This is a genomic window from Neisseria dentiae, from assembly GCF_014055005.1.
Lineage (GTDB): Bacteria > Pseudomonadota > Gammaproteobacteria > Burkholderiales > Neisseriaceae > Neisseria > Neisseria dentiae.
Genome location: NZ_CP059570.1, coordinates 2,714,593 through 2,733,758 on the forward strand (window position 1 = coordinate 2,714,593; position 19,166 = coordinate 2,733,758).

Genomic DNA, 19,166 nt, shown 5'->3' on the forward strand with positions numbered 1-19,166 from the left:
TTTCCGTTTTGCCAAGGTTTCAAGCCTTGTCGTGCAGTTCGGCTGCATGGAGCGTGTTTTCCAGCAACGTGGCAATCGTCATCGGGCCGACGCCGCCGGGCACGGGCGTAACCATCGAGGCGCGCTCTTTGGCCACATCGAATTCCACATCGCCGCACAATTTGCCGTTATCCAAACGGTTGATGCCCACATCGATAACCACCGCACCGGGTTTGATCCATTCGCCTTTCACGAAGTTCGGAATGCCCACGCCGGCCACCACGATATCGGCGGCGGCCACTTCGTCGGCAAGGTTTTGGGTTTTGCTGTGGCAGATGGTTACGGTGGCGCGCGCCAGCAGAAGCTCCAGCATTTGCGGGCGACCCACGATATTCGATGCGCCCACCACCACGGCTTTTTTACCTTCGGGGTTGATGCCGTAGGCTTCGAGCAGGGTCATCACGCCTTTGGGGGTGCAGGGGCGCATCAGCGGCATTTTTACCACCAGGCGGCCAACGTTGTAGGGATGGAAGCCGTCCACGTCTTTATGGGGCAGAATGCGCTCGAGCACGGCTTGGCTGTCGATTTGCTTGGGCAGCGGCAGCTGCACCAAAATGCCGTCCACATCGGGGTTGGCGTTCAAACTGTCAACCAATTGCAATAAGTCTTCCTGCGAAGTTTCTGCCGGCAGCTCGTAAGAGAGCGATTTGAAGCCCACTTTTTCACACGCCAGTTTTTTGTTGCGCACATAAACCGCGCTGGCCGGGTCGTCGCCAACCAGCACCACGGCCAGGCAGGGCGTGCGCAAACCGGCGGCGCGGCGCGCGGCGGTTTCTTGGGCGACTTTTTCTAAACGTTGCTGGGAAATTTCTTTGCCGTTAATCAGTTGGGCAGTCATGACGGAGGTATCCTTTGCTGGCAGGGAATGGGTGAAGAGCGCGGATTATCGCATTTTCGGCGCAGGTTTTCACTTGTTTTCTGAAGTTTTTGCCGGTCGGCGGCACGGCTAAGCGTCCTAAATCATAAAGCAAATGAAACAGATAGCATAAGCGTAAAGCTTTTTGCCGGCGGCAGGGCTTGACGTTTGCCGTGCCTCTCGGTATAGTTCGTCTTTCTCGTCGGGGCGTAGCGCAGTCTGGTTAGCGCACCTGTTTTGGGAACAGGGGGTCGTGAGTTCGAATCCCACCGCCCCGACCAGGTCCCGAAACAAACAAGCCCGATAAGGCGCGAACACCGCAACGCGCCCGTAGCTCAACCGGATAGAGCACCCGCCTTCTAAGCGGGCGGTTACAGGTTCGATTCCTGTCGGGCGTGCCAGAACAGACAAGTTTTCTTGCGGTGGCTGTAGCTCAGTTGGTAGAGCCCCGGATTGTGATTCCGGTTGTCGTGGGTTCGAGCCCCATCAGCCACCCCAAATCCCGAAACCCGTGTATGAACGCATACACGGGTTTTCTTTTGTATTCCTGCTTTTCAGACGGCCTAAACGGCTTGCAAAGGCCTCAGGCCGTCTGAAAATGCCGTTGTGTGCCCGCTTTCCCAAAACGCGCCGCTTCGGTATCATTTGGGCATCTTAAATCCTTTTCAGAAAGCCGCATGATGAGCAACTGGCCTTTGCCTGCTTTTGAACACAAAATCTGCCCGCCCGAAGAGTTGGCTGCGCGCATCGCCGGGCTGCCGCGCCCGCTGGTGTTTACCAACGGCTGTTTCGATATCCTGCACCGAGGCCATGTCACTTATCTGGCGCAGGCGCGGGAAACGGGGGCGGCGCTGGTGTTGGCGCTGAATACCGATGCTTCGGTCAGGCGGCAGGGGAAAGGCAGCGACCGTCCGATTAACGCGCTCGAAAACCGTGCCGCCGTGGCCGCCGCATTGGCCTGTGTGGACGTGGTTACCTGGTTCGACGACGATACGCCCGCCGCATTGATAGAGGCCGTCAAGCCCGATATTCTGGTTAAAGGCGGCGACTGGCCGGTGGAAAAAATCGTGGGTGCGACGGAAACGCTCGCGCGCGGCGGCAAGGTGTATTCGATTCCGTTTCTGCACCAAACGTCCACCACCCAAACGCTGGCGAAAATCCGCGCCGCAGAGGGGGCGGGGCAGAAATGATGCCGCTCAAACCGCAGCATTGGAAGCTGCTTGCCGCACTTTCAGACGGCCTGCCGCAACATGTTTCGGCGTTGGGTTTGGCCGCCGGTGTGAGGCCGCAGCAGATTAACGGATTGTGGCAGCAGATGCCGCCCCATATCCGCGGCCTGCTGCGCCAGCACGACGGCCAATGGCGGCTGGTGCGCCCGCTGGCGGTGTTCAACGAAGAACAGTTGCGGCAAATCGGTGCGCAACACGGTTTTCAGACGGCCTTGTATCACGAATGCACATCCAGCAACGATATTGTTTTAGAAGCCGCCAAAGCCTCGCCGCAGCAAGCTCACGGCTTGCTGGTATTGGCGCACAGCCAGAGCAAAGGGCGCGGCAGGCAGGGCAAAGTGTGGCAAAACCGTTTGGGCGAATGCCTGATGTTCAGCTTCGGCAGTGTGTTTGAGCAAGCACAGCACGAATTAGGCGCGCTCGCCCCTGTTGTGGCTTTGGCCTGCCATACCGCTTTAACCAAGCTCGGCGTGCCCGCGCAAATCAAATGGCCGAACGATTTGGTGGTGGGGCGGAACAAGCTCGGCGGCATCTTGATCGAAACCGTGCGCAGCGGCGGCAAAACCGTTGCCGTGATAGGCATAGGCATCAATTTCGTGCTGCCCAAAGAAGTGGAAGATGCCGTTTCGGTGCAGGCGGCGGTTTCCGCCGGCGCACAGCCTGTGAGTGCCGCCGCGTTGCTGTCTGCCTTGCTGGGCGAACTCGAAACCGTGCTCGGCCGTTACAGGCAGCACGGGTTCGCCCCGTTTCTGGCGGCATATCAGGCCGCCAACCGCGACCACAACCGCCCCGTGCGCCTGCTGCAAAACGGCGAAACCGTTTATGAAGGTGTGGCGGCAGGCATTACCGAGCAGGGCGCTTTGCGGCTGCAAACCGAAAGCGGCGAGCGTATCGTGGTGAGCGGCGAAATCAGCCTGCGCCCCGGCGACAACCCGCTCCCCGTTCAGACGGCCGCAACAGAAAAATACCTGCTGCTCGACGGTGGTAACAGCCAGTTGAAATGGGCATGGGTGGAAAACGGCAGCATCGTTCACACCGGCCGCGCACCCTACCGCGATTTGGCTCTGCTCGGCACAGAATGGCAGGAGCGCGGCGGAAGTGATGTGCGCATCGTCGGCAGCGCCGTGTGCGGCGAAACCAAAAAAGCCCAAGCCGCCGCGCAATTGCCGCAACCGGTCGAGTGGCTGTCTTCCATGCCGCAGGCGTTGGGCATACGCAACCATTACCGCAATCACACCGAGCACGGTGCCGACCGCTGGTTTAACGCGCTGGGCAGCCGCCGTTTCACACAAAACGCCTGTGTCGTGGTCAGCTGCGGCACCGCCGTAACGGTGGACGCACTCACCGACGACAACCACTATCTCGGCGGCACCATCATGCCGGGCTTCCACTTGATGAAAGAAGCCATGGCTGCGAAAACCGCCAACCTCAACCGCCCGATAGGGCGCGTGTATCCCTTTCCTACCACCACCGCCAACGCGCTGGCCAGCGGCATGATGGACGCCGTCTGCGGGTCGGTATTGCTGATGCACGCGCGGCTGCGCGAAAAAGTGGGCGCAGGCAAACCCGTCGATCTGATTATCACGGGCGGCGGCGCGCCCAAAGTAGTGCAGGCTTTGCCAGTGTCATTTGTTTTGGACAATACTGTTAAAATTGTAGATAATCTCGTTATTTACGGCTTACTTAACTGGATACAACAACAATGAAATGGCTATTTGCCGTGCTGGTGGCGTTAAACATCATCGTTTTTGGAGGAATGGTTGCCAGCCGCGTCGCAGAAAAACAAAGAAATGCCTCCGTGCCCGCGCAGAGTGTGGGCGTTCCGCAACAACAACAGCTGCCGGCGGCTCCGGTAGAAATTTTACGCCCGGCAGAGGTTTCCACGCCCGAATGGGTTGCCGTGCCGCCGCCGGTTGCCGCCGCTTCGGCCGCTTCCGAACCCGAAAGCGAAGAAGCACGTTTGGCACGGGAGAAGGCGGAGCAGGAAGCCAAAGAAAAAGAGGCTAAAGAGCTGGAGGAAAAAGCCCGGAAAGAGCGCGAAGAAAAGGCCAAGCGTGAGCAGTTGGAAAAAGAAAAAGCCAAACGCGAACAGGAGCAAAAAGCCGCCGAAGCCAAAAAAGAAAGCAGCCAATGCATCTCTTCCGCATCGGTAACGCTTAACGAAGACGATTACCACCGCATCAAAGGGTTGTTGCGCCAGTGGCCGCACGCCGCTTCGCGCACGGTTGAAAAACGCAATGCTTCCGGCGAGGCCGGCCAAGTGCAGAAAACCTACCGCGTGCTGGTTTCGGCAGACGGCGATGCCGCAGCCATGCTCGAAAGCCTGGCAGCCAAAGGATTCAGCGGCAGTATTTACGAAGGCAGCATCAGCGTGGGCGTTACCGGCAGCCGTTCCGCCGCCCAAGTGCTGATTTCGCGCCTGGCGACCGCAGGTTTCGGCGGCACCCGTATTCACGAGCAGGAAGAGCGCAGCGCTTCTTCAGGGGGCAGCCTGAGCGTGGCCAAAATGCAGGTAACGTTTATGGATGTGGACGATAAATCGGCGCAGGAAATCCAAAAGGTGGTTTCACGCTACGGCAAACTGAACCGCAGGGCGTGCAGATAAGGAAACGGGTGTTTTGCCCGGCGGCAAAAATACCCGGGTGTTGCCCGGGTATTTTTTACGGCGTTTGTTACGAAAAACGGGCGGAAACCCTTGCAAAACCCGTTCTGGCCGTCTGAAATACCCAACCGCCGTCATGCTCTGATTAAGCCCGGGCATTACGCAAATGTTTTCAAGGATGATATGGATTTTGCAAAAACCGCAAGCCGTCTGAAAAAAGTTTTCAGACGGCCTGTTTTTCAATCCACCAAAAGCAGCGGGTGCGTGCCTACCAATTGAACAATACCAAACTCAAGGCAATCACCGCCATGCCCGAAGTCAGGCCGTATACCGTTTCGTGGCCGTCTGAATAACGTTTGGCGGCCGGCAGCAGCTCGTCCAACGCCAAAAACACCATCACGCCGGCGATCAGGCCGAAGATGGCACCGAATACGGCATCAGAAAGAAAAGGCTTCAGCACAAAATAACCCAGCAAAGCTCCCAGCGGTTCGGCCAAGCCCGAAACCAGGCAGGCGGCAACCGTTAAGGCTTTGTTGCGGGTGGCGAAATAAACCGGTGCGGCTATCGAGATGCCTTCGGGAATATTGTGGACGGCAATCGCCAATGCCAGCGGCGTGCCCACGGCAGGGTTTTCCAGCGTGGCGAAAAAAGTGGCCAACCCTTCGGGAAAATTGTGGGCGGTGATGGCGAATGCCGTCATCAAACCCACCCGGGCGATGTGGTGGCGCGATTTTTCGTGAAATTCGGGGTCGTGTGCATCTAGGGTGTCGTGCGGGTTGGGTACCAAACGGTCGATTAAGGCAACCGCCCCCAACCCCGCCAAAAAAGCGAAAGTGGCGGCGGCAAAGCCTATGCTTTGCCCGTAGGTCGCGGTAAAAGCCTGTTGTGATTTGGAAAATATTTCGGTGAGCGACACGTAAACCATCGCACCGCCCGCAAACGCCAACCCAAACGAGAGCATACGCGGGTTGGGTGTTTTCGATAAAAACACCAACACGCTGCCCAGCACCGTCGCCAGCCCGGCGGCCAAGGTGATGCCGAACGCCACCGTTAGATTTTGCAGGGTAACCGCAATCATCGCATCGACTCTGACTATAAAAAAGCAAGCCTACCATTTTTCACCAAAAGAGAATAGTTCTCAAACGGAAATTTCTGCAAGAATGGGCTAAAATAGCAGGCCGCCCCATTGATTCTGATTAAGGAAACAAAATGCCCCTGCCCGTTATTGCCGTTACATCCGGAGAACCCTCAGGTATCGGCCCCGATATCTGCCTCGACCTGCCCGCCGCCGAGCTGCCCTGCCGCTTAGTGGTGCTGGGCGATAAAACCCTGTTGCAGGCGCGTGCCGACCAATTGGGCAAAGCCGTTGTTTTGCAAGATTTCAACCCGGCAGCCGGGCAGCAGGAAGGTGTGTTGGAGGTGCTGCATATTCCTTTGAAAGCCCCGTGCGAAGCAGGCCGTCTGAACGTTGAAAACGCCGCTTATGTGCTCGAACTGCTCGATACCGCCTACAACGGCATTCAAAACGGCACATTCGCCGCCATGGTAACCGCGCCGCTGCACAAAGGCATCATCAATGATGCCGGCGTGCCTTTTTCAGGCCACACCGAATATCTGGCCGAAAAAAGCGGTACGGGGCAGGTGGCGATGATGCTGGCGGGCGGCGGTTTGCGTGTGGCGCTGGCCACCACCCATCTGCCGTTGAAAGACGTGGCCGCCGCCATCACCCGGCCGCAGCTCGAATCGGTGGCGCAAATCGTACACCGCGATCTGCAAAAAAAATTCGGCATCGCCGCACCGCGCATTTTGGTGGCGGGGCTGAACCCCCACGCGGGAGAGGGCGGCCATCTCGGGCATGAAGAAATCGACATCATCGCCCCCGCGCTGAACAACCTGCGCGCGCAAGGCATAGATGTGCGCGGCCCTTATCCCGCCGATACCCTGTTCCAGCCGTTTATGCTGAAAGACGCCGATGCCGTGTTAACCATGTATCACGATCAGGGCCTGCCCGTGTTGAAATACGCCAGCTTCGGCAAAGGCGTAAACATTACGCTGGGCCTGCCGTTCGTACGCACATCGGTCGATCACGGCACCGCACTCGATTTGGCGGGTACAGGCAAAGCCGATTCAGGCAGCCTGATGGTGGCGGTGGACACCGCGCTGGAAATGGCGCACCATAACAACCGTTGAATCTGAAAGGGCAACCTCATGACAGCAAACGGAAAACCCCCTGCCGACACGGGCAAAATCAAACCCCAGCCTTACGAGAGCTTTGAAGAGATTGAGCGCAAACGCGAAGAAGAAGCGCTGGCCGTCAACCCGCCGTTGAGCGAACGGCAGAAAGCCGTCGTGCGCGAACAGTCGGGCATCAACCCGATAGAGCAAACCGTGAACGATGCGTTAAAAGATGCCGGCGAAGTGCCGGAAACCGAACGCAGGCCGGAAAAATAAACGCAAGGTTTTCAACCCGGCCGTCTGAAATATTTCAGACGGCCTCCTTGCGCACACACGCCCCGAAACCGCTATAATGGCCGCAAACCACACCATGAAACCGAACACGACATGAGCGAACTCGACCATATTTTAGACTTCAACCGGAAATTTGTAGATTCGGGCGAATACGCCCAATTTTTCACCAACAAATTCCCCGAGCGCGAGTTGGCGATACTATCGTGCATGGACGCGCGCATGGTCGAACTGCTGCCGCGTGCACTGGGTTTGAAAAACGGCGATGCCAAACTGATTAAAAACGCCGGCGCCCTCGTTACCCACCCTTGGGGTTCGGTGATGCGCAGCCTGCTGGTGGCCGTGTTTGAGCTGAAGGTGAAAGAAATCATGGTAATCGCCCACTACGATTGCGGTATGCGCGGCCTCAGCCCCGGCACCTTTCTCAACCACGCCCACCAAAACGGCATCCCCGATGACCGCATCACCACCTTGCGCAATGCCGGCATCGACCTCGACGGCTGGCTCACCGGCTTCGACAACGTAGAAGAGAGCGTGCGCCACACTGTCGGCATCATCCGCCGCCACCCGCTGATGCCCGACAATGTTGCCGTTCACGGCCTCGTTATCCACCCCACCACCGGCAAGCTCACCGTGATTGTGGACGGTAAGGCCGAATGCCCCGTAGCACCTTAAGCTCATGAAAAAAATCGGACTTTTCGGCGGCACTTTCGACCCGCCCCACAATGGCCACCTGCATATCGCCCGTGCTTTCGCCGACGAGTTGGGTTTGGACATGGTGGTTTTTCTGCCCGCAGGCGATCCCTACCACAAAGAAGAAAGCACCCGCACCCCCGCAAAACACCGGCTGGCGATGACCGAATTGGCCGTTGCCGCCGACAGCCGTTTCGCCGTCAGCGACTGCGACATCGTGCGCGAAGGTGCAACCTACACCTTCGACACCGTGCAAATTTTCCGCCAGCAGTTCCCCTCCGCCCAATTGTGGTGGCTGCTCGGCAGCGACAGCCTGCTCAAACTGCATACTTGGAAAAAATGGCAGACCCTGGTCAAACAAACCCACATCGCCGTTGCCGGCCGCTCCGGCGGCAATATCGCCCAAGCGCCGCAAGAGTTGCAAAGCTGGCTGGGGCAGGCCCTGCAAAACGGCAGCCTGAAACCGTTGCAGGCACCGCTGTGCGATATCAGTTCCACCGAAATCCGCCGCCGCCTGCATAACGGCGAAACCGCAGCGGGGCTGATAGACGGGTGTGTAGAAGCCTATATCAGGCAGCACGGTCTTTACCGCTAACGATTTTTCAGACGGCCTTGTTTATTACTTATCGGCAACAAACCCCAGGCCGTCTGAACACTTTCAAATAAACAGGAAACAAAAATGAACGAACAAGAATTGCAAGACTTGCAAAAAATGGTTGAAATCGCCGTGAACGCCCTTGAAGACATCAAAGGCAAAGACATCACCGTGCTCGAAACCCAAGAAAAAACCTCCCTGTTCGCCCGCATGATTATTGCCAGCGGCGACAGCAACCGCCAAGTCAAGGCGCTGGCCAACAACGTGGCCGTCGATTTAAAAGAAGCCGGCTTTGAAATTCTCGGCAGCGAAGGCCAAGACGGCGGCGAATGGGCGCTGGTTGACGCCGGCGATTTGGTGGTGCACGTTATGCTGCCCGCCGTGCGCGACTTTTACGACATCGACACCCTGTGGGGCGGCGAAAAACCCTCGTTCCACGCCGGCGCGCAAAAGCCCTGGCACGCGGCCGACAACTAATTCTAAAAAACATTTGCCGTCATCTCCCTGCGGGATGACGGCAAATGTTTTTTCCGGCAAACGCAAAGCGGAGCGGAGTTTTGCAAAAGTTTGAAACCGTATCCGCAGCCAAACGGGCGGCCGTCTGAAAAACCGTCCACACGGTTTCGGAATGCAAGTATGCGTAAGCATAAAACGGCCAAATACAGCTTGCGGTAAAAAAAAGTATAACGGCTTGCCCGCGATGCCTGCCGCTGGTTAAATTGCAGCAAGCATTTTTGCAACACCAGAGGTATCCGAAATGAAAAACACACCGAAAACCCTGCTGCTTACCGGCATTATGGCGCTGTTTTCCGCCAGCGCGTTCGCCGCACCGCTGCCCGGTGAAATTTTCCAGCCGCGCGGCGCAGAAGTGGTTAAGGCCGACCGCGGAGAGAGCGGCGACTTCGAGGCCGAGTTTCATGTGAGCAGCAACGAAGCCAGCGTAGAAGGGCTGGCCAACCAAGTGCGCGCCCACGCCCAGCGGCACGGCTTCAAAGTGGTGGAGTCCGACATCAAGCGCGACGATGCCGGCCTGAAATTCACACGCCGCAACCAAGAGCTGGAAGTTTCCATCGAGCGCAACGATTACGGCATCATCGAATACAAAGCCGATTTGGATGCGAAAAAACAAGCGCCCAAAAGCAAATAAACCGGCAGAAAGATAATGTTGCAGGGCCGTCTGAAAGCATTTCAGACGGCCTGTGCGCATATTACGCACTAATACAATATTCATTACAGCGCGCTACATTTTTGCCGCAATGTGCGTTAAAATCCGAAACGTTACGAAGTAAACGAAGGACACCAAACCATGTGGGACAAGAAATGGGTTATCGGCAACTGGAAAATGAACGGCCGCCTGCAAAACAATAACGCATTGATGCACCGCTTCCGCATTATGCCCACGGCCGATAGGGTGGTTATCGGCTTGGCCGCCCCCACCGTTTACCTGCTGCAACTGCACAACGCCATGCAGATTGTGCTCAACAACCGCATCCTCACCTGCGCGCAAGACGTGAGCCGGTTCCCCAATAACGGCGCCTACACCGGCGAAGTGTCCGCCGACATGATGGCCGACATCGGCGTGGATATCGTTTTGATCGGCCACTCGGAGCGCAGCCTGTATTTCGGCGAAAAAAACGAAATCCAGCGCCAAAAAATGGTGAACGTGCTAAACGTGGGGCTGACTCCGCTGCTGTGCGTGGGCGAGAGCCTGGAAGAGCGCGAAGCAGGGCGCGAGCAAGAAGTAATCGCCCACCAACTCTCGATTTTAGAGGGGCTGGACACCAAAAACATCGCCGTTGCCTACGAACCCGTATGGGCCATCGGCACCGGAAAAGTCGCCACCACAGGCCAAATTGCCGACATGCACGCGTTTATTCACAAACAAATCTTGTCATTGTGCGGCAACGATGTTAATATCCGCATTCTTTACGGCGGAAGCGTCAACGCCGGCAACGCAGCCGACATTTTCGCCGTGCCGTATGTAGACGGCGCACTGGTAGGCGGAGCATCCCTGTCTTACGACTCGTTTACCGCCATCATTGACGCCGCACAAGAATCATAGGAATTATGGAAGCCTTTAAAACCGTTATCTGGATTATCAACATCTTCGCCGCCTTGGCCGTTATCGTGCTGGTTTTGATGCAGCACGGCAAAGGCGCAGATGCGGGTGCCACTTTCGGTTCGGGCAGCGGCAGCGCCCAAGGCGTGTTCGGTTCGGGCGGCAACGCCAACTTTTTGAGCCGCAGCACCGCCATCGCCGCCACCGTATTCTTCGCCACCTGCATGGCTATGGTTTACATTAATACCCATTCAAGCAAACACGGCTTGGATTTCAGCACGGTGCAACAGAGCCAGCCGGCGCAAACGCAGCAAAGCGCTCCCGTGCAAACCGCACCGCAAACGCCCGCTTCCTCAGCCCAATAGCAGCGTTTGGATATTTACAGTTTTTTTAAAAATACAGTTTTTGCCGACATGGTGGAATTGGTAGACACGCTATCTTGAGGGGGTAGTGACCCTAGGTCGTTCGAGTTCAAGTCTCGATGTCGGCACCATCTAAAAGAAAACAGCCCAAATTTTGGGCTGTTTTTATGTTTTTTGGAGGGCTTGGCGCCGGTTTGCTATTGTAGAGGGCAAAATCCGCTTAGGCCGAGGCCTTTGCAAAAATACCTTAAGGCCGTCTGAAATGTTTAAATTCGGTCATTCCCGCGCAGGCGGGAATCCAGTCGTTTTTTCATAAGTTATTGAAATAAAATACTTGATGGTTTGAAGGCTGGATTTCCGCCTGAGCGGGCATGACGATAATCGGATGTTTCAGACAGCCTAAACGACTTGCAAAGGCCGCAGGCCGTCTGAAATGCCCATGCGGTTATTATATGGTTCAACCACTAAACTTTAGTAACCATTCCGTCATGCCCGGTTTGACCTGGGTATCTTGAATTTCAGCAACGCGCCATATTCGGGTTGGGCCCGAGTATGGCGTGTGTGCTTTTCTTAAGTTGGTTGGCTGTGGTTTAGGGCTTGTGCGGCCGGTCATTTCTCACCCGCATGAAAGTGGCGAATCTGGGCGTGCCTTTTTGGGTGAATCCGCGGTGGCGGTAGGTGATGGTGCTGCCGATGGCGGGCGGGTTGGCGCGGTCGCTGTCTTTCAGGCCGCTGCCGATTTTAAATTCGCCGTGTTGGTTTTTGCAGCCGAGTGCGCCGAGTTTTCCCGAATATTTACCTTTGCCTTCGTAGTGTCGGGTAACGGTGCATTCGGCATCGTGCAGGCTTTTCAGCTTCAGCAGGTAATCGCTGCGGCCGCCCCGGTAGGGCATTTCGGGATGGCGCAGCATAACGCCTTCGCCGCCTCCGGCCTCTATTTGTTTTAAGAAAGCCTGTGCGTGGGCGTTGTCTTCGGCGGGTGTTTGCTTGATGATCTTAATCGGTGCCTGCGGGTGGCGGTGCAGCCATTTTTCGAGCACGGCCAGGCGTTGGTAGAGGTTGCCGGATGCCTGCGGCAGGTCGAACACATAGAGTTTGATGTTTTGCCAGTTGCCCGATGCGGTGCGCACGGCGGCGGAAATCTGCTCGAATTGCCCGCGCCGGCTGAACAGCTCGCCATCGAGGGGATAGGGCGGGAAATGGTCGAGGTAGCCTGCGGGCGGGGTGAACGGGTAGCCTTGCCGGCTGACGAGCTGTTTGCCGGTCCAATAGGCGCGCACGCCGTCGAGTTTTTCACTCATTGCCCAGCCGGAGATGTTTTGTGCGCGGTATTCTTTAGCGAGCAGCAAATCGGGGGCGGCGGCCAGAGCCGCCGGCGTGAAAAATAGGGCGCAAGAGAGTATGATGTTTTTCATTTTATTTTCCCTGTTTGTGTTTTATTTGTAACTCAAAATATTATTACAGGCCGTCTGAAAAATAAAGGAAGTTTATGACTTTGCATTGTGAAATAATCGCGGTAACGCCGTTCAGGCAGAATTGCACGCTGCTGTGGGACGATGAAACCGGTGAGGCCGTGCTCACCGATGTGGGCGGCGATGTGCCGTTTGTACTGGCGGAAGTTGCCAAGCGCGGTTTGAAGTTGACGGCCGTTTGGCTGACGCACGGGCATTTGGACCATGCGGGCGGGGTGGTTGAGTTGCTCTCGCAGTATGATGTGCCGGTGTTGGGGCCGCACGAAGCAGACGGTTTTCTGCTGGAGCAGCTGCCGCAGGTGACGGCGCAATACGGCTTTCCCGTGTCGCCCGCGTTCGAGCCTTCGCGCTGGTTGCAGGAAGGCGACACGCTGGCGGTGGGAAACCATACGTTTGAAGTGCTGCATATCCCCGGCCACACACCGGGCCATGTTGTGTTTTATTGTAAAGATGCGGAATTATTAATCGCAGGTGATGTCTTGTTTTATGAAACGATTGGCAGAACCGATTTCCCGCGCGGAAATCATGCTGATTTAATCCGCAATATTGCAAGCAAGCTGCTGGTATTGCCCGAACACACGACGGTGGTCGCGGGGCACGGCAGAGCCACCACCATCGGCCACGAAAAGCGGCATAATCCGTTTTTGCAGGGCTGAGGCCAAAGTTAAGAAGTGCAAAATGCCCGAAAGGCTGCTTTGCTTGCAGATCGGCGGATATGGATTTGTTTTCCCACACCATCCCAATGCAAGGAGTGAGTAATGTCTTTTGATTTAGGTAGTTTGCTGCAAGGCCAGTTGGGCGGCGTGTTGAGCCGCTTTTTAACCCAAAACGGCGAAAGCGCCGAAAACAGCACCAAGGCCGCCGGTTTGGCGGTTCCCGCTGTTGTGGCGGGCTTGTTGAAACATGTCGGCGGCAACCCCGATAATGCCGCAGGCCTGTTCGAGCTGGTTAAAGGCAGCGCGGGCGCCCCGTTGAACAATGCCGTGGCGCAGGCCGAAGAAGGCGGCAGCGGTTTGGACAGCCTGATCGATTGGGGCAAAGCCAAACTGCCCGAACTCTTGGGCGGCAATGCGGCCGATGTGTCCGACCAAATCGCGCAGGAAAGCGGCGTGTCGAAAGCCACCGCAGGTTCGCTGCTGTCGCTGTCGCTGCCGTTGGTGTTGTCGGTGTTGCGCGGCAAAGTGCAGGGCGACAACCTCAGCCAAGGCCAGTTGTTGGGCTTGCTCGGCCAGCAGCAAAGCTGGCTTTCCGGCGCATTGAGCGGTGGTATGCTTTCGGCTTTGGGCATCAGCAGCCTGAGCGGTTTGTTCGGCAGCCTGTCGGGTTTGGCCGGCGGTATCGGCCATGCCGCATCTGCCGCTGCGGGCGGTGCGGCTGCGGCAACGGCAGCCACTGCAAGCAAGGGTTCGGGTTTGGGCAAATGGATTGCCTTGGTGATTGCCGCACTTTTGGCTCTGTTTGCCTATAAGAGCTGCGGCACCCAAAGCGGCCAAACCGGCCCCGCCGCAGCCAGCGATGCCTCGGCGCCTGTTGCCGAGGCGGCTTCGGAGCCTGAAAGCGCGGCTGTGTCTGCCGTGATGCCGTCCGAACCTTCTGCGGTGTCCGCTCCTGCTGCTTCGGCACCTGCTGCTGCTTCGGAAGCTTCGGCGCCTGCCGCACCTGCCGCCGACCCCAACAGCGCCCATGTGAGCTATGATAACGGCGTGGCCAAATTCTATTTTGCCACTGCCAAAACCGATGTGGCCGAAGGTGCCGAAACCGTGGTGGCCGAAGTGATTGCCGCCGGTAAAGAAGGTAAAAAACTGGTGATCAGTGGATTTGCCGACAGCACCGGTAAAGCGGCGGCAAACGAAAAATTGTCGAAAGACCGCGCCAACGCCGTAAAAGCCTTCTTTGAAGCGCAAGGCGTGGATGCTGCCAATATCGAACTGCGCAAGCCTGAAAACACCACCGGCGCGGTAGGCAACGATGCCGAAGGCCGCCGGGTGGAAGTGAAAGTGGAAGGTTGATTGGTACGCTGATCTAAACTGTTTTGCTTTGATAAAAGGCCGTCTGAAAATATTTCAGACGGCCTTTCTGACTGCACACCCTAAGCATTAAACGGCAATCGGCACGGTTTTTTGCAAAACCGAAAAACATCACAAAGAAGTTCATTTACCGTTGTTTGATGTTGCCCAATCCGTTCGGGCGGGAAGGCGGTTGGGTGCTTTCAGACGGCCTGAACGGTTTCTGCGAACGGATCAGCTTTGCAATTTCGCCAACTGCGCTTCTACCTTGGCCATTTTGTCTGTCAAATCGGCCAGCTCGGCTTTGTCTTTTTCCACCAGATGCGCGGGGGCTTTTTCGGTGTAGCCGGGCTTGGAAAGTTTGGCGTTCAGTTTGTCCAAAGCTTTTTGCAGTTTTTCCGCTTCCTTATTCAAGCGGGCGGTTTCGGCTTCTTTGTCGATTTCCACTTTCAGCATCAGGCGGGCGTTGCGGGCGGCTTGGCACACGGCAACCGGCGCGTCTTCGCCTTCGGGCAGTTTGTCGACCAATTTGGCTTCGGTGAGGCGGGTGAGTGCGGGCAGGTATTTCAGCATGTCGGCCAGCTCTTCGCCGCCTTCGACCAACAGCGGCGCTTTCACGCCGGGGCCCAAGCCCATTTCGCCGCGCAGGTTGCGCACCGATTCCACCAGGCCTTGCAGGACGCTCATTTTTTCAAAAGCGGCGGGTGCGATTTTTTCCGGATCGGCTTTGGGGAAGGGAGCCAGCATGATGCTGTCGGCGGTTTTTCTGCCGCACATCGGCGCAACGGTTTGCCACAGTTCTTCGGTGATAAACGGGATAATCGGGTGTAGCAGGCGCAAAATCACTTCCAAAACGCGCAACAGGGTGGCGCGGGTGGTGCGCTGGGTGGCGGGGCAGCCGGTTTGGATTTGCACTTTCGCCAGCTCGATATACCAGTCGCAATATTCGTTCCACACGAATTCATACAGCGTTTGCGTGGCCAAGTCGAAGCGGTAGGTGTCGAACGCGGTGGCCACTTCGGCTTCCACCTGCTGCAAACGGCCGATAATCCATTGGTCGACAAAGGTGTAGGCGCGCGGAGCGCTTTCGTCTAAGCCGCAATCCTGGTTTTCGGTGTTCATCAGCACGAAGTTGGTGGCGTTCCACAATTTGTTGCAGAAATTGCGGTAGCCTTCGGCGCGTTTGAAGTCGAAATTGATGCTGCGGCCGAGGCTGGCGTAGCTGGCCATGGTGAAGCGCAGCGCGTCGGTGCCGAACACGGGAATGCCTTCGGGGAACAGCTTTTCGGTGGCTTTTTTCACCTGCGGCGCTTTTTCGGGGCGGCGCAGACCGGTGGTGCGTTTCACCAGCAGGCTTTCCAAGTCGATGCCGTCGATTAAGTCCACCGGGTCGATCACGTTGCCCTCTGACTTCGACATTTTCTTGCCTTCGTGGTCGCGCACCATACCGTGGATGTACACGTCTTTAAACGGCACTTGGCCGGTAAAGTGGGTGGTCATCATGATCATGCGCGCCACCCAGAAGAAGATGATTTCGTAGCCGGTAACCAATACACTGCTGGGCAGGAAGGCTTTCAATTCGGGTGTTTCAGACGGCCAACCCAAAGTGGAGAAAGGTACGAGGGCGGAGGAGAACCAGGTGTCGAGCACGTCTTCGTCGCGCACCAGGCCGGTTTTGCCGGCCAGTTTTTCCGCTTCTTCCTGCGAGCGGGCGACGTAGCAATGGCCGTCTGAATCGTACCACGCGGGAATTTGGTGGCCCCACCACAATTGGCGCGAGATGCACCAGTCTTGGATGTTGTTCATCCATTGGTTGTAGGTGTTGACCCAGTTTTCGGGGATAAACTTCACCGCACCGCTGTCGACCGCGTGTTTGGCTTTTTGCGCCAGGCTCATGCCTTTGAATTCGGATTCGGGTTCGCCGCCGTTGGGTGTGGCCGACATCGCCACGAACCATTGGCTGGTGAGCATCGGCTCAATCACCGAGCCGGTGCGGTCGCCCTTCGGCGTCATCAGCGTGTGCGGTTTCACTTCGGCCAGCAGGTTTTGCGCTTCCAAATCGGCCACGATTTGTTTGCGCGCGGCGAAGCGGTCGAGGCCGGCATAGGCTTCAGGTAGCCTGAAACCCGCTTGCGCTTCGCCTTGGTAGTTGAACACTTCGGCATCGGCCAATACTTTGGCTTCCAAGTCAAAAACATTGATTAAACGGGTGTTGTGGCGTTTGCCGACTTCGTAGTCGTTGAAGTCGTGCGCGGGCGTGATTTTCACGCAGCCGGTGCCGAAATCTTTTTCCACGTATTCGTCGGCAATCACCGGAATGGTGCGGCCGGTGAGCGGCAGCACCAGCTCTTTGCCGATTAAGTGGGCATAACGCTCATCTTCGGGATGCACGGCCACGGCCACGTCGCCCAACAGCGTTTCGGGGCGGGTGGTGGCCACAATCACGCTTTCAGACGGCCTCTCGGCAATCGGATAGCGGATGTGCCACATCGAGCCTTGCTCTTCCACGCTTTCCACTTCCAAATCGGATACCGCCGTGCCCAACACCGGATCCCAGTTCACCAAGCGTTTGCCGCGGTAAATCAGCCCCTGCTCGAACAGGCGCACGAACACTTCGGTCACAATCGGCGCGCGCACATCGTCCATGGTGAAGTATTCGCGGCTCCAGTCGGCCGAGCAGCCCATGCGGCGCATTTGCTCGGTGATGGTGCCGCCGGACTGTTCTTTCCATTGCCACACTTTTTCGAGGAATTTTTCGCGGCCAAGCTCATGGCGCGAAATGCCCTGTTCGGCCAGCTGGCGCTCCACCACAATCTGGGTGGCGATGCCGGCGTGGTCGGTGCCGGGCACCCAGCAGGTGTTGCAGCCTTTCATGCGGTAGTAGCGGGTGAGGCCGTCCATAATGGTTTGGTTGAAGGCGTGGCCCATATGCAGCGTGCCGGTTACGTTGGGCGGCGGCAGTTGGATGGCAAAGGATTCGGAACGGGAAAAATCGGGCTGGAAATAGCCCTTCGCTTCCCAGTTGCGGTAATGTTTGGCTTCGATTTCGGCGGGATTGTATTTGTTTAGCATGATGTTTCTTTGAATGCGGCGTTAAGTTTGTAAAATTGTGGAATTATAACGCAAAGGCCGTCTGAAACCTATAAAAGGCGTTTCAGACGGCCATGAAACTGCCCGTTAGGCCGGTTGGCGCTAACGGGCGGTTTTATTTTCTCGGCTCATTTGTTTTTCGCTTCGGCCTTGGCTTCTTTTTTCAAAGAGGCATATAAGTCAGGCTGGCGGCTTTTCAGCAGCGAAGCAATCGCGAGATCGTCGCGGTTCACTTTGGCCAAGTCGATTTTCTCGATGTGTACCAAACGCAGCAACTCGCGAACAGGCTTGGGCATGTTGCGGCCTGATTCGTAGCGCGAACCGCCGGACTGGGTAACGCCGATTCGGCTCCAAAAGTCCATTTGGTTTAAACCGAGTTTTTTGCGGATATCGCGGATATTTTCGATTTTCTCGAACGACTTCATGAAATTCCCTTCATTTGTTGTAAAGCTCAATCTGGCAATTACTTATTCAGTAATAATATCCTGAGTGAGAATATTATATTCAGATAAGTATAAACGCTTAGACAGCAAAATCAGGATAAGTTTAATCGGATTTTCTATCAAGCGGTCAAAAAACGCGATAAACGCGATGTGTTGTTACGACTGTCCTTTAAAAACAAAGGGTTACTTTTTAAAGCAAAGATTCTAACTAAAAATAATTTACATAAAAAAACGTAACGAAATCAAGGTTTACCTGTTTGGGGACTGATTGTGAGGATTTCATACCCCGTTTCGGTAACCAAAACTTCGTGTTCCCATTGGGCGGAAAGCGAGCGGTCTTTGGTAACCACCGTCCAGCCGTCGGCCAAAATGCGCAGGTGGCGTTTGCCTTGGTTAATCATCGGCTCTACCGTAAAAATCATCCCCGGCTGCAACACCAAACCCTGACCTTTGCGGCCGTAATGCAGGATTTGCGGCTCTTCGTGAAAGCCGCGGCCGATGCCGTGGCCGCAGAATTCCTGCACCACCGAATAACCTGCGTTTTCGGCAACCTGCTGGCAGGCATAGCCGACATCGCCCAAAGTGGCGCCGGGTTTGACGGCCTCGATGCCTGCCATCATGGATTGGTGGGTAACGTCGATCAGGCGTTGGGCGTGCGGGCTGATTTTGCCCACCGCAAACATGCGGCTGGAATCGCCGTGGAAGCCGTCTTTTTTGATGGTTACGTCGATGTTGAGAATATCGCCGTTTTTCAAAGGCTTGTCGTCGGGAATGCCGTGGCAGATCACATGGTTGACCGAGGTGCAGCATGATTTGGGGTAGGGCGGGTTACCGTAGTTGAGCGGCGCGGGGTAGCCACCCTGCACTTCGGTGTGGTAGTCGTAAATCAGCTTATCCAGCTCGTTGGTGGTTACGCCGGGTTTGACGAATTGGCCGATATAGTCGAGCGCTTCGGCCGCCAGCCGGCCCAGCTCGCGCATTTTTTCGATTTCTTCGGCGGTTTTGATAATAACGGCCATGAGGCTTCCTTTGTTTTCTGGTGTTCGGATTTGATATTCAGACGGCCTTCCGGTAACGCACGAAAGGCCGTCTGAAAGAGAGCGGCGCGTTTGCCGCCGCAAGGGTTGAATAGGGGTGTAAAGCTGCCGTTTCAAGTGGGCGGCAGGTTAGGGAGTGTAGTTCAGAAAGTGTTACGGCGGTATTTTTGGTTAAAATCCGCATCTGCGGCGTTAGGTAGCGTAGCGGACTTGCGAA

19 protein-coding genes and 4 tRNA genes are annotated in these 19,166 nt (G+C 56.4%); 17 read left to right on the plus strand and 6 right to left on the minus strand.

The annotated features are described in order from the left end of the window. Nucleotides 1-19 precede the first annotated feature (19 nt). Nucleotides 20-877 carry a bifunctional methylenetetrahydrofolate dehydrogenase/methenyltetrahydrofolate cyclohydrolase FolD gene (gene folD, locus H3L92_RS12775; protein ID WP_085365376.1) on the minus strand — a complete coding sequence of 286 codons (858 nt, stop codon included), beginning with the start codon at nt 875-877 and terminating at the stop codon, nt 20-22. Nucleotides 878-1,098: 221 nt separating this feature from the next. On the opposite strand from folD, the gene H3L92_RS12780 reads away from it, so the two are divergent. The 6 genes from H3L92_RS12780 (at nt 1,099) to H3L92_RS12805 (ending at nt 4,729) form a co-directional block, all read left to right on the plus strand. Beyond that, nucleotides 1,099-1,176, plus strand: a tRNA-Pro gene (locus tag H3L92_RS12780). A gap of 43 nt (nt 1,177-1,219) precedes the next feature. Continuing rightward, nucleotides 1,220-1,296, plus strand: a tRNA-Arg gene (locus H3L92_RS12785). Between the two features lie 21 nt (nt 1,297-1,317). Continuing rightward, a tRNA-His gene (locus H3L92_RS12790) sits at nt 1,318-1,393 on the plus strand. A gap of 182 nt (nt 1,394-1,575) precedes the next feature. After that, nucleotides 1,576-2,085: a D-glycero-beta-D-manno-heptose 1-phosphate adenylyltransferase gene (rfaE2, locus tag H3L92_RS12795; RefSeq protein WP_085365377.1), complete on the plus strand. Its 510-nt coding sequence runs from the start codon at nt 1,576-1,578 to the stop codon at nt 2,083-2,085. Then, nucleotides 2,082-3,830: a bifunctional biotin--[acetyl-CoA-carboxylase] ligase/type III pantothenate kinase gene (locus H3L92_RS12800; RefSeq protein ID WP_085365378.1), complete on the plus strand. Its 1,749-nt coding sequence runs from the start codon at nt 2,082-2,084 to the stop codon at nt 3,828-3,830. Before rfaE2 ends, H3L92_RS12800 begins: the two co-directional genes overlap by 4 nt. Continuing rightward, nucleotides 3,827-4,729, plus strand: a complete 903-nt coding sequence (locus H3L92_RS12805; protein ID WP_085365379.1) for a hypothetical protein — start codon at nt 3,827-3,829, stop codon at nt 4,727-4,729. The genes H3L92_RS12800 and H3L92_RS12805 overlap by 4 nt, the downstream gene beginning before the upstream one ends. A gap of 265 nt (nt 4,730-4,994) precedes the next feature. Here the strand turns inward: H3L92_RS12805 and zupT are convergent, their stop codons facing one another. Then, a complete protein-coding gene (gene zupT, locus H3L92_RS12810; protein WP_085365380.1) occupies nt 4,995-5,804 on the minus strand; it encodes a zinc transporter ZupT in 810 nt (269 codons plus the stop codon). Nucleotides 5,805-5,935: 131 nt separating this feature from the next. Between zupT and pdxA the strand changes: the two genes are divergently transcribed. The 9 genes from pdxA (at nt 5,936) to H3L92_RS12855 (ending at nt 11,032) form a co-directional block, all read left to right on the plus strand. Further along, a complete protein-coding gene (gene pdxA / locus H3L92_RS12815) occupies nt 5,936-6,916 on the plus strand; it encodes a 4-hydroxythreonine-4-phosphate dehydrogenase PdxA (RefSeq protein WP_085365381.1) in 981 nt (326 codons plus the stop codon). Nucleotides 6,917-6,934: 18 nt separating this feature from the next. Then, nucleotides 6,935-7,177 carry a cytochrome-c oxidase gene (locus H3L92_RS12820; RefSeq protein WP_085365382.1) on the plus strand — a complete coding sequence of 81 codons (243 nt, stop codon included), beginning with the start codon at nt 6,935-6,937 and terminating at the stop codon, nt 7,175-7,177. Between the two features lie 111 nt (nt 7,178-7,288). Beyond that, nucleotides 7,289-7,867, plus strand: coding sequence for a beta-class carbonic anhydrase (locus H3L92_RS12825; RefSeq protein ID WP_085365383.1), 579 nt, complete (start codon nt 7,289-7,291; stop codon nt 7,865-7,867). Nucleotides 7,868-7,871: 4 nt separating this feature from the next. Beyond that, a complete protein-coding gene (gene nadD, locus H3L92_RS12830; RefSeq protein WP_085365384.1) occupies nt 7,872-8,480 on the plus strand; it encodes a nicotinate-nucleotide adenylyltransferase in 609 nt (202 codons plus the stop codon). A gap of 84 nt (nt 8,481-8,564) precedes the next feature. Beyond that, nucleotides 8,565-8,957, plus strand: coding sequence for a ribosome silencing factor (gene rsfS / locus H3L92_RS12835; protein ID WP_085365385.1), 393 nt, complete (start codon nt 8,565-8,567; stop codon nt 8,955-8,957). A gap of 280 nt (nt 8,958-9,237) precedes the next feature. Further along, nucleotides 9,238-9,627: a hypothetical protein gene (locus tag H3L92_RS12840; RefSeq protein WP_085365386.1), complete on the plus strand. Its 390-nt coding sequence runs from the start codon at nt 9,238-9,240 to the stop codon at nt 9,625-9,627. A gap of 159 nt (nt 9,628-9,786) precedes the next feature. After that, a complete protein-coding gene (gene tpiA, locus H3L92_RS12845) occupies nt 9,787-10,542 on the plus strand; it encodes a triose-phosphate isomerase (protein WP_085365387.1) in 756 nt (251 codons plus the stop codon). Nucleotides 10,543-10,547: 5 nt separating this feature from the next. After that, nucleotides 10,548-10,904, plus strand: a complete 357-nt coding sequence (secG, locus tag H3L92_RS12850) for a preprotein translocase subunit SecG (RefSeq protein ID WP_085365388.1) — start codon at nt 10,548-10,550, stop codon at nt 10,902-10,904. A gap of 42 nt (nt 10,905-10,946) precedes the next feature. Further along, nucleotides 10,947-11,032 (plus strand) — tRNA-Leu (locus H3L92_RS12855). A gap of 459 nt (nt 11,033-11,491) precedes the next feature. On the opposite strand, the gene H3L92_RS12860 is transcribed toward H3L92_RS12855, so the two are convergent. Then, nucleotides 11,492-12,316, minus strand: a complete 825-nt coding sequence (locus H3L92_RS12860) for a DNA ligase (RefSeq protein WP_085365389.1) — start codon at nt 12,314-12,316, stop codon at nt 11,492-11,494. Nucleotides 12,317-12,390: 74 nt separating this feature from the next. Between H3L92_RS12860 and H3L92_RS12865 the strand changes: the two genes are divergently transcribed. Beyond that, a complete protein-coding gene (locus tag H3L92_RS12865; RefSeq protein WP_085365390.1) occupies nt 12,391-13,029 on the plus strand; it encodes an MBL fold metallo-hydrolase in 639 nt (212 codons plus the stop codon). A 102-nt stretch (nt 13,030-13,131) separates the two neighbouring features. After that, complete coding sequence (locus H3L92_RS12870; protein WP_085365391.1) at nt 13,132-14,382, plus strand: OmpA family protein; 1,251 nt, start codon at nt 13,132-13,134, stop codon at nt 14,380-14,382. A gap of 231 nt (nt 14,383-14,613) precedes the next feature. Here H3L92_RS12870 and H3L92_RS12875 read toward each other — a convergent pair whose 3' ends face one another. From H3L92_RS12875 to map, 3 genes are all read right to left on the minus strand, one after another. Further along, the gene (locus H3L92_RS12875) at nt 14,614-17,451 is read right to left on the minus strand and encodes a valine--tRNA ligase (protein WP_085365392.1); all 2,838 of its coding nucleotides are present in this window, start codon (nt 17,449-17,451) and stop codon (nt 14,614-14,616) included. A gap of 146 nt (nt 17,452-17,597) precedes the next feature. Then, complete coding sequence (locus tag H3L92_RS12880; RefSeq protein WP_054599660.1) at nt 17,598-17,894, minus strand: helix-turn-helix domain-containing protein; 297 nt, start codon at nt 17,892-17,894, stop codon at nt 17,598-17,600. 260 nt (nt 17,895-18,154) lie between these two features. After that, the gene (map, locus tag H3L92_RS12885; RefSeq protein WP_085365393.1) at nt 18,155-18,931 is read right to left on the minus strand and encodes a type I methionyl aminopeptidase; all 777 of its coding nucleotides are present in this window, start codon (nt 18,929-18,931) and stop codon (nt 18,155-18,157) included. Between the last annotated feature and the right edge of the window lie 235 nt (nt 18,932-19,166).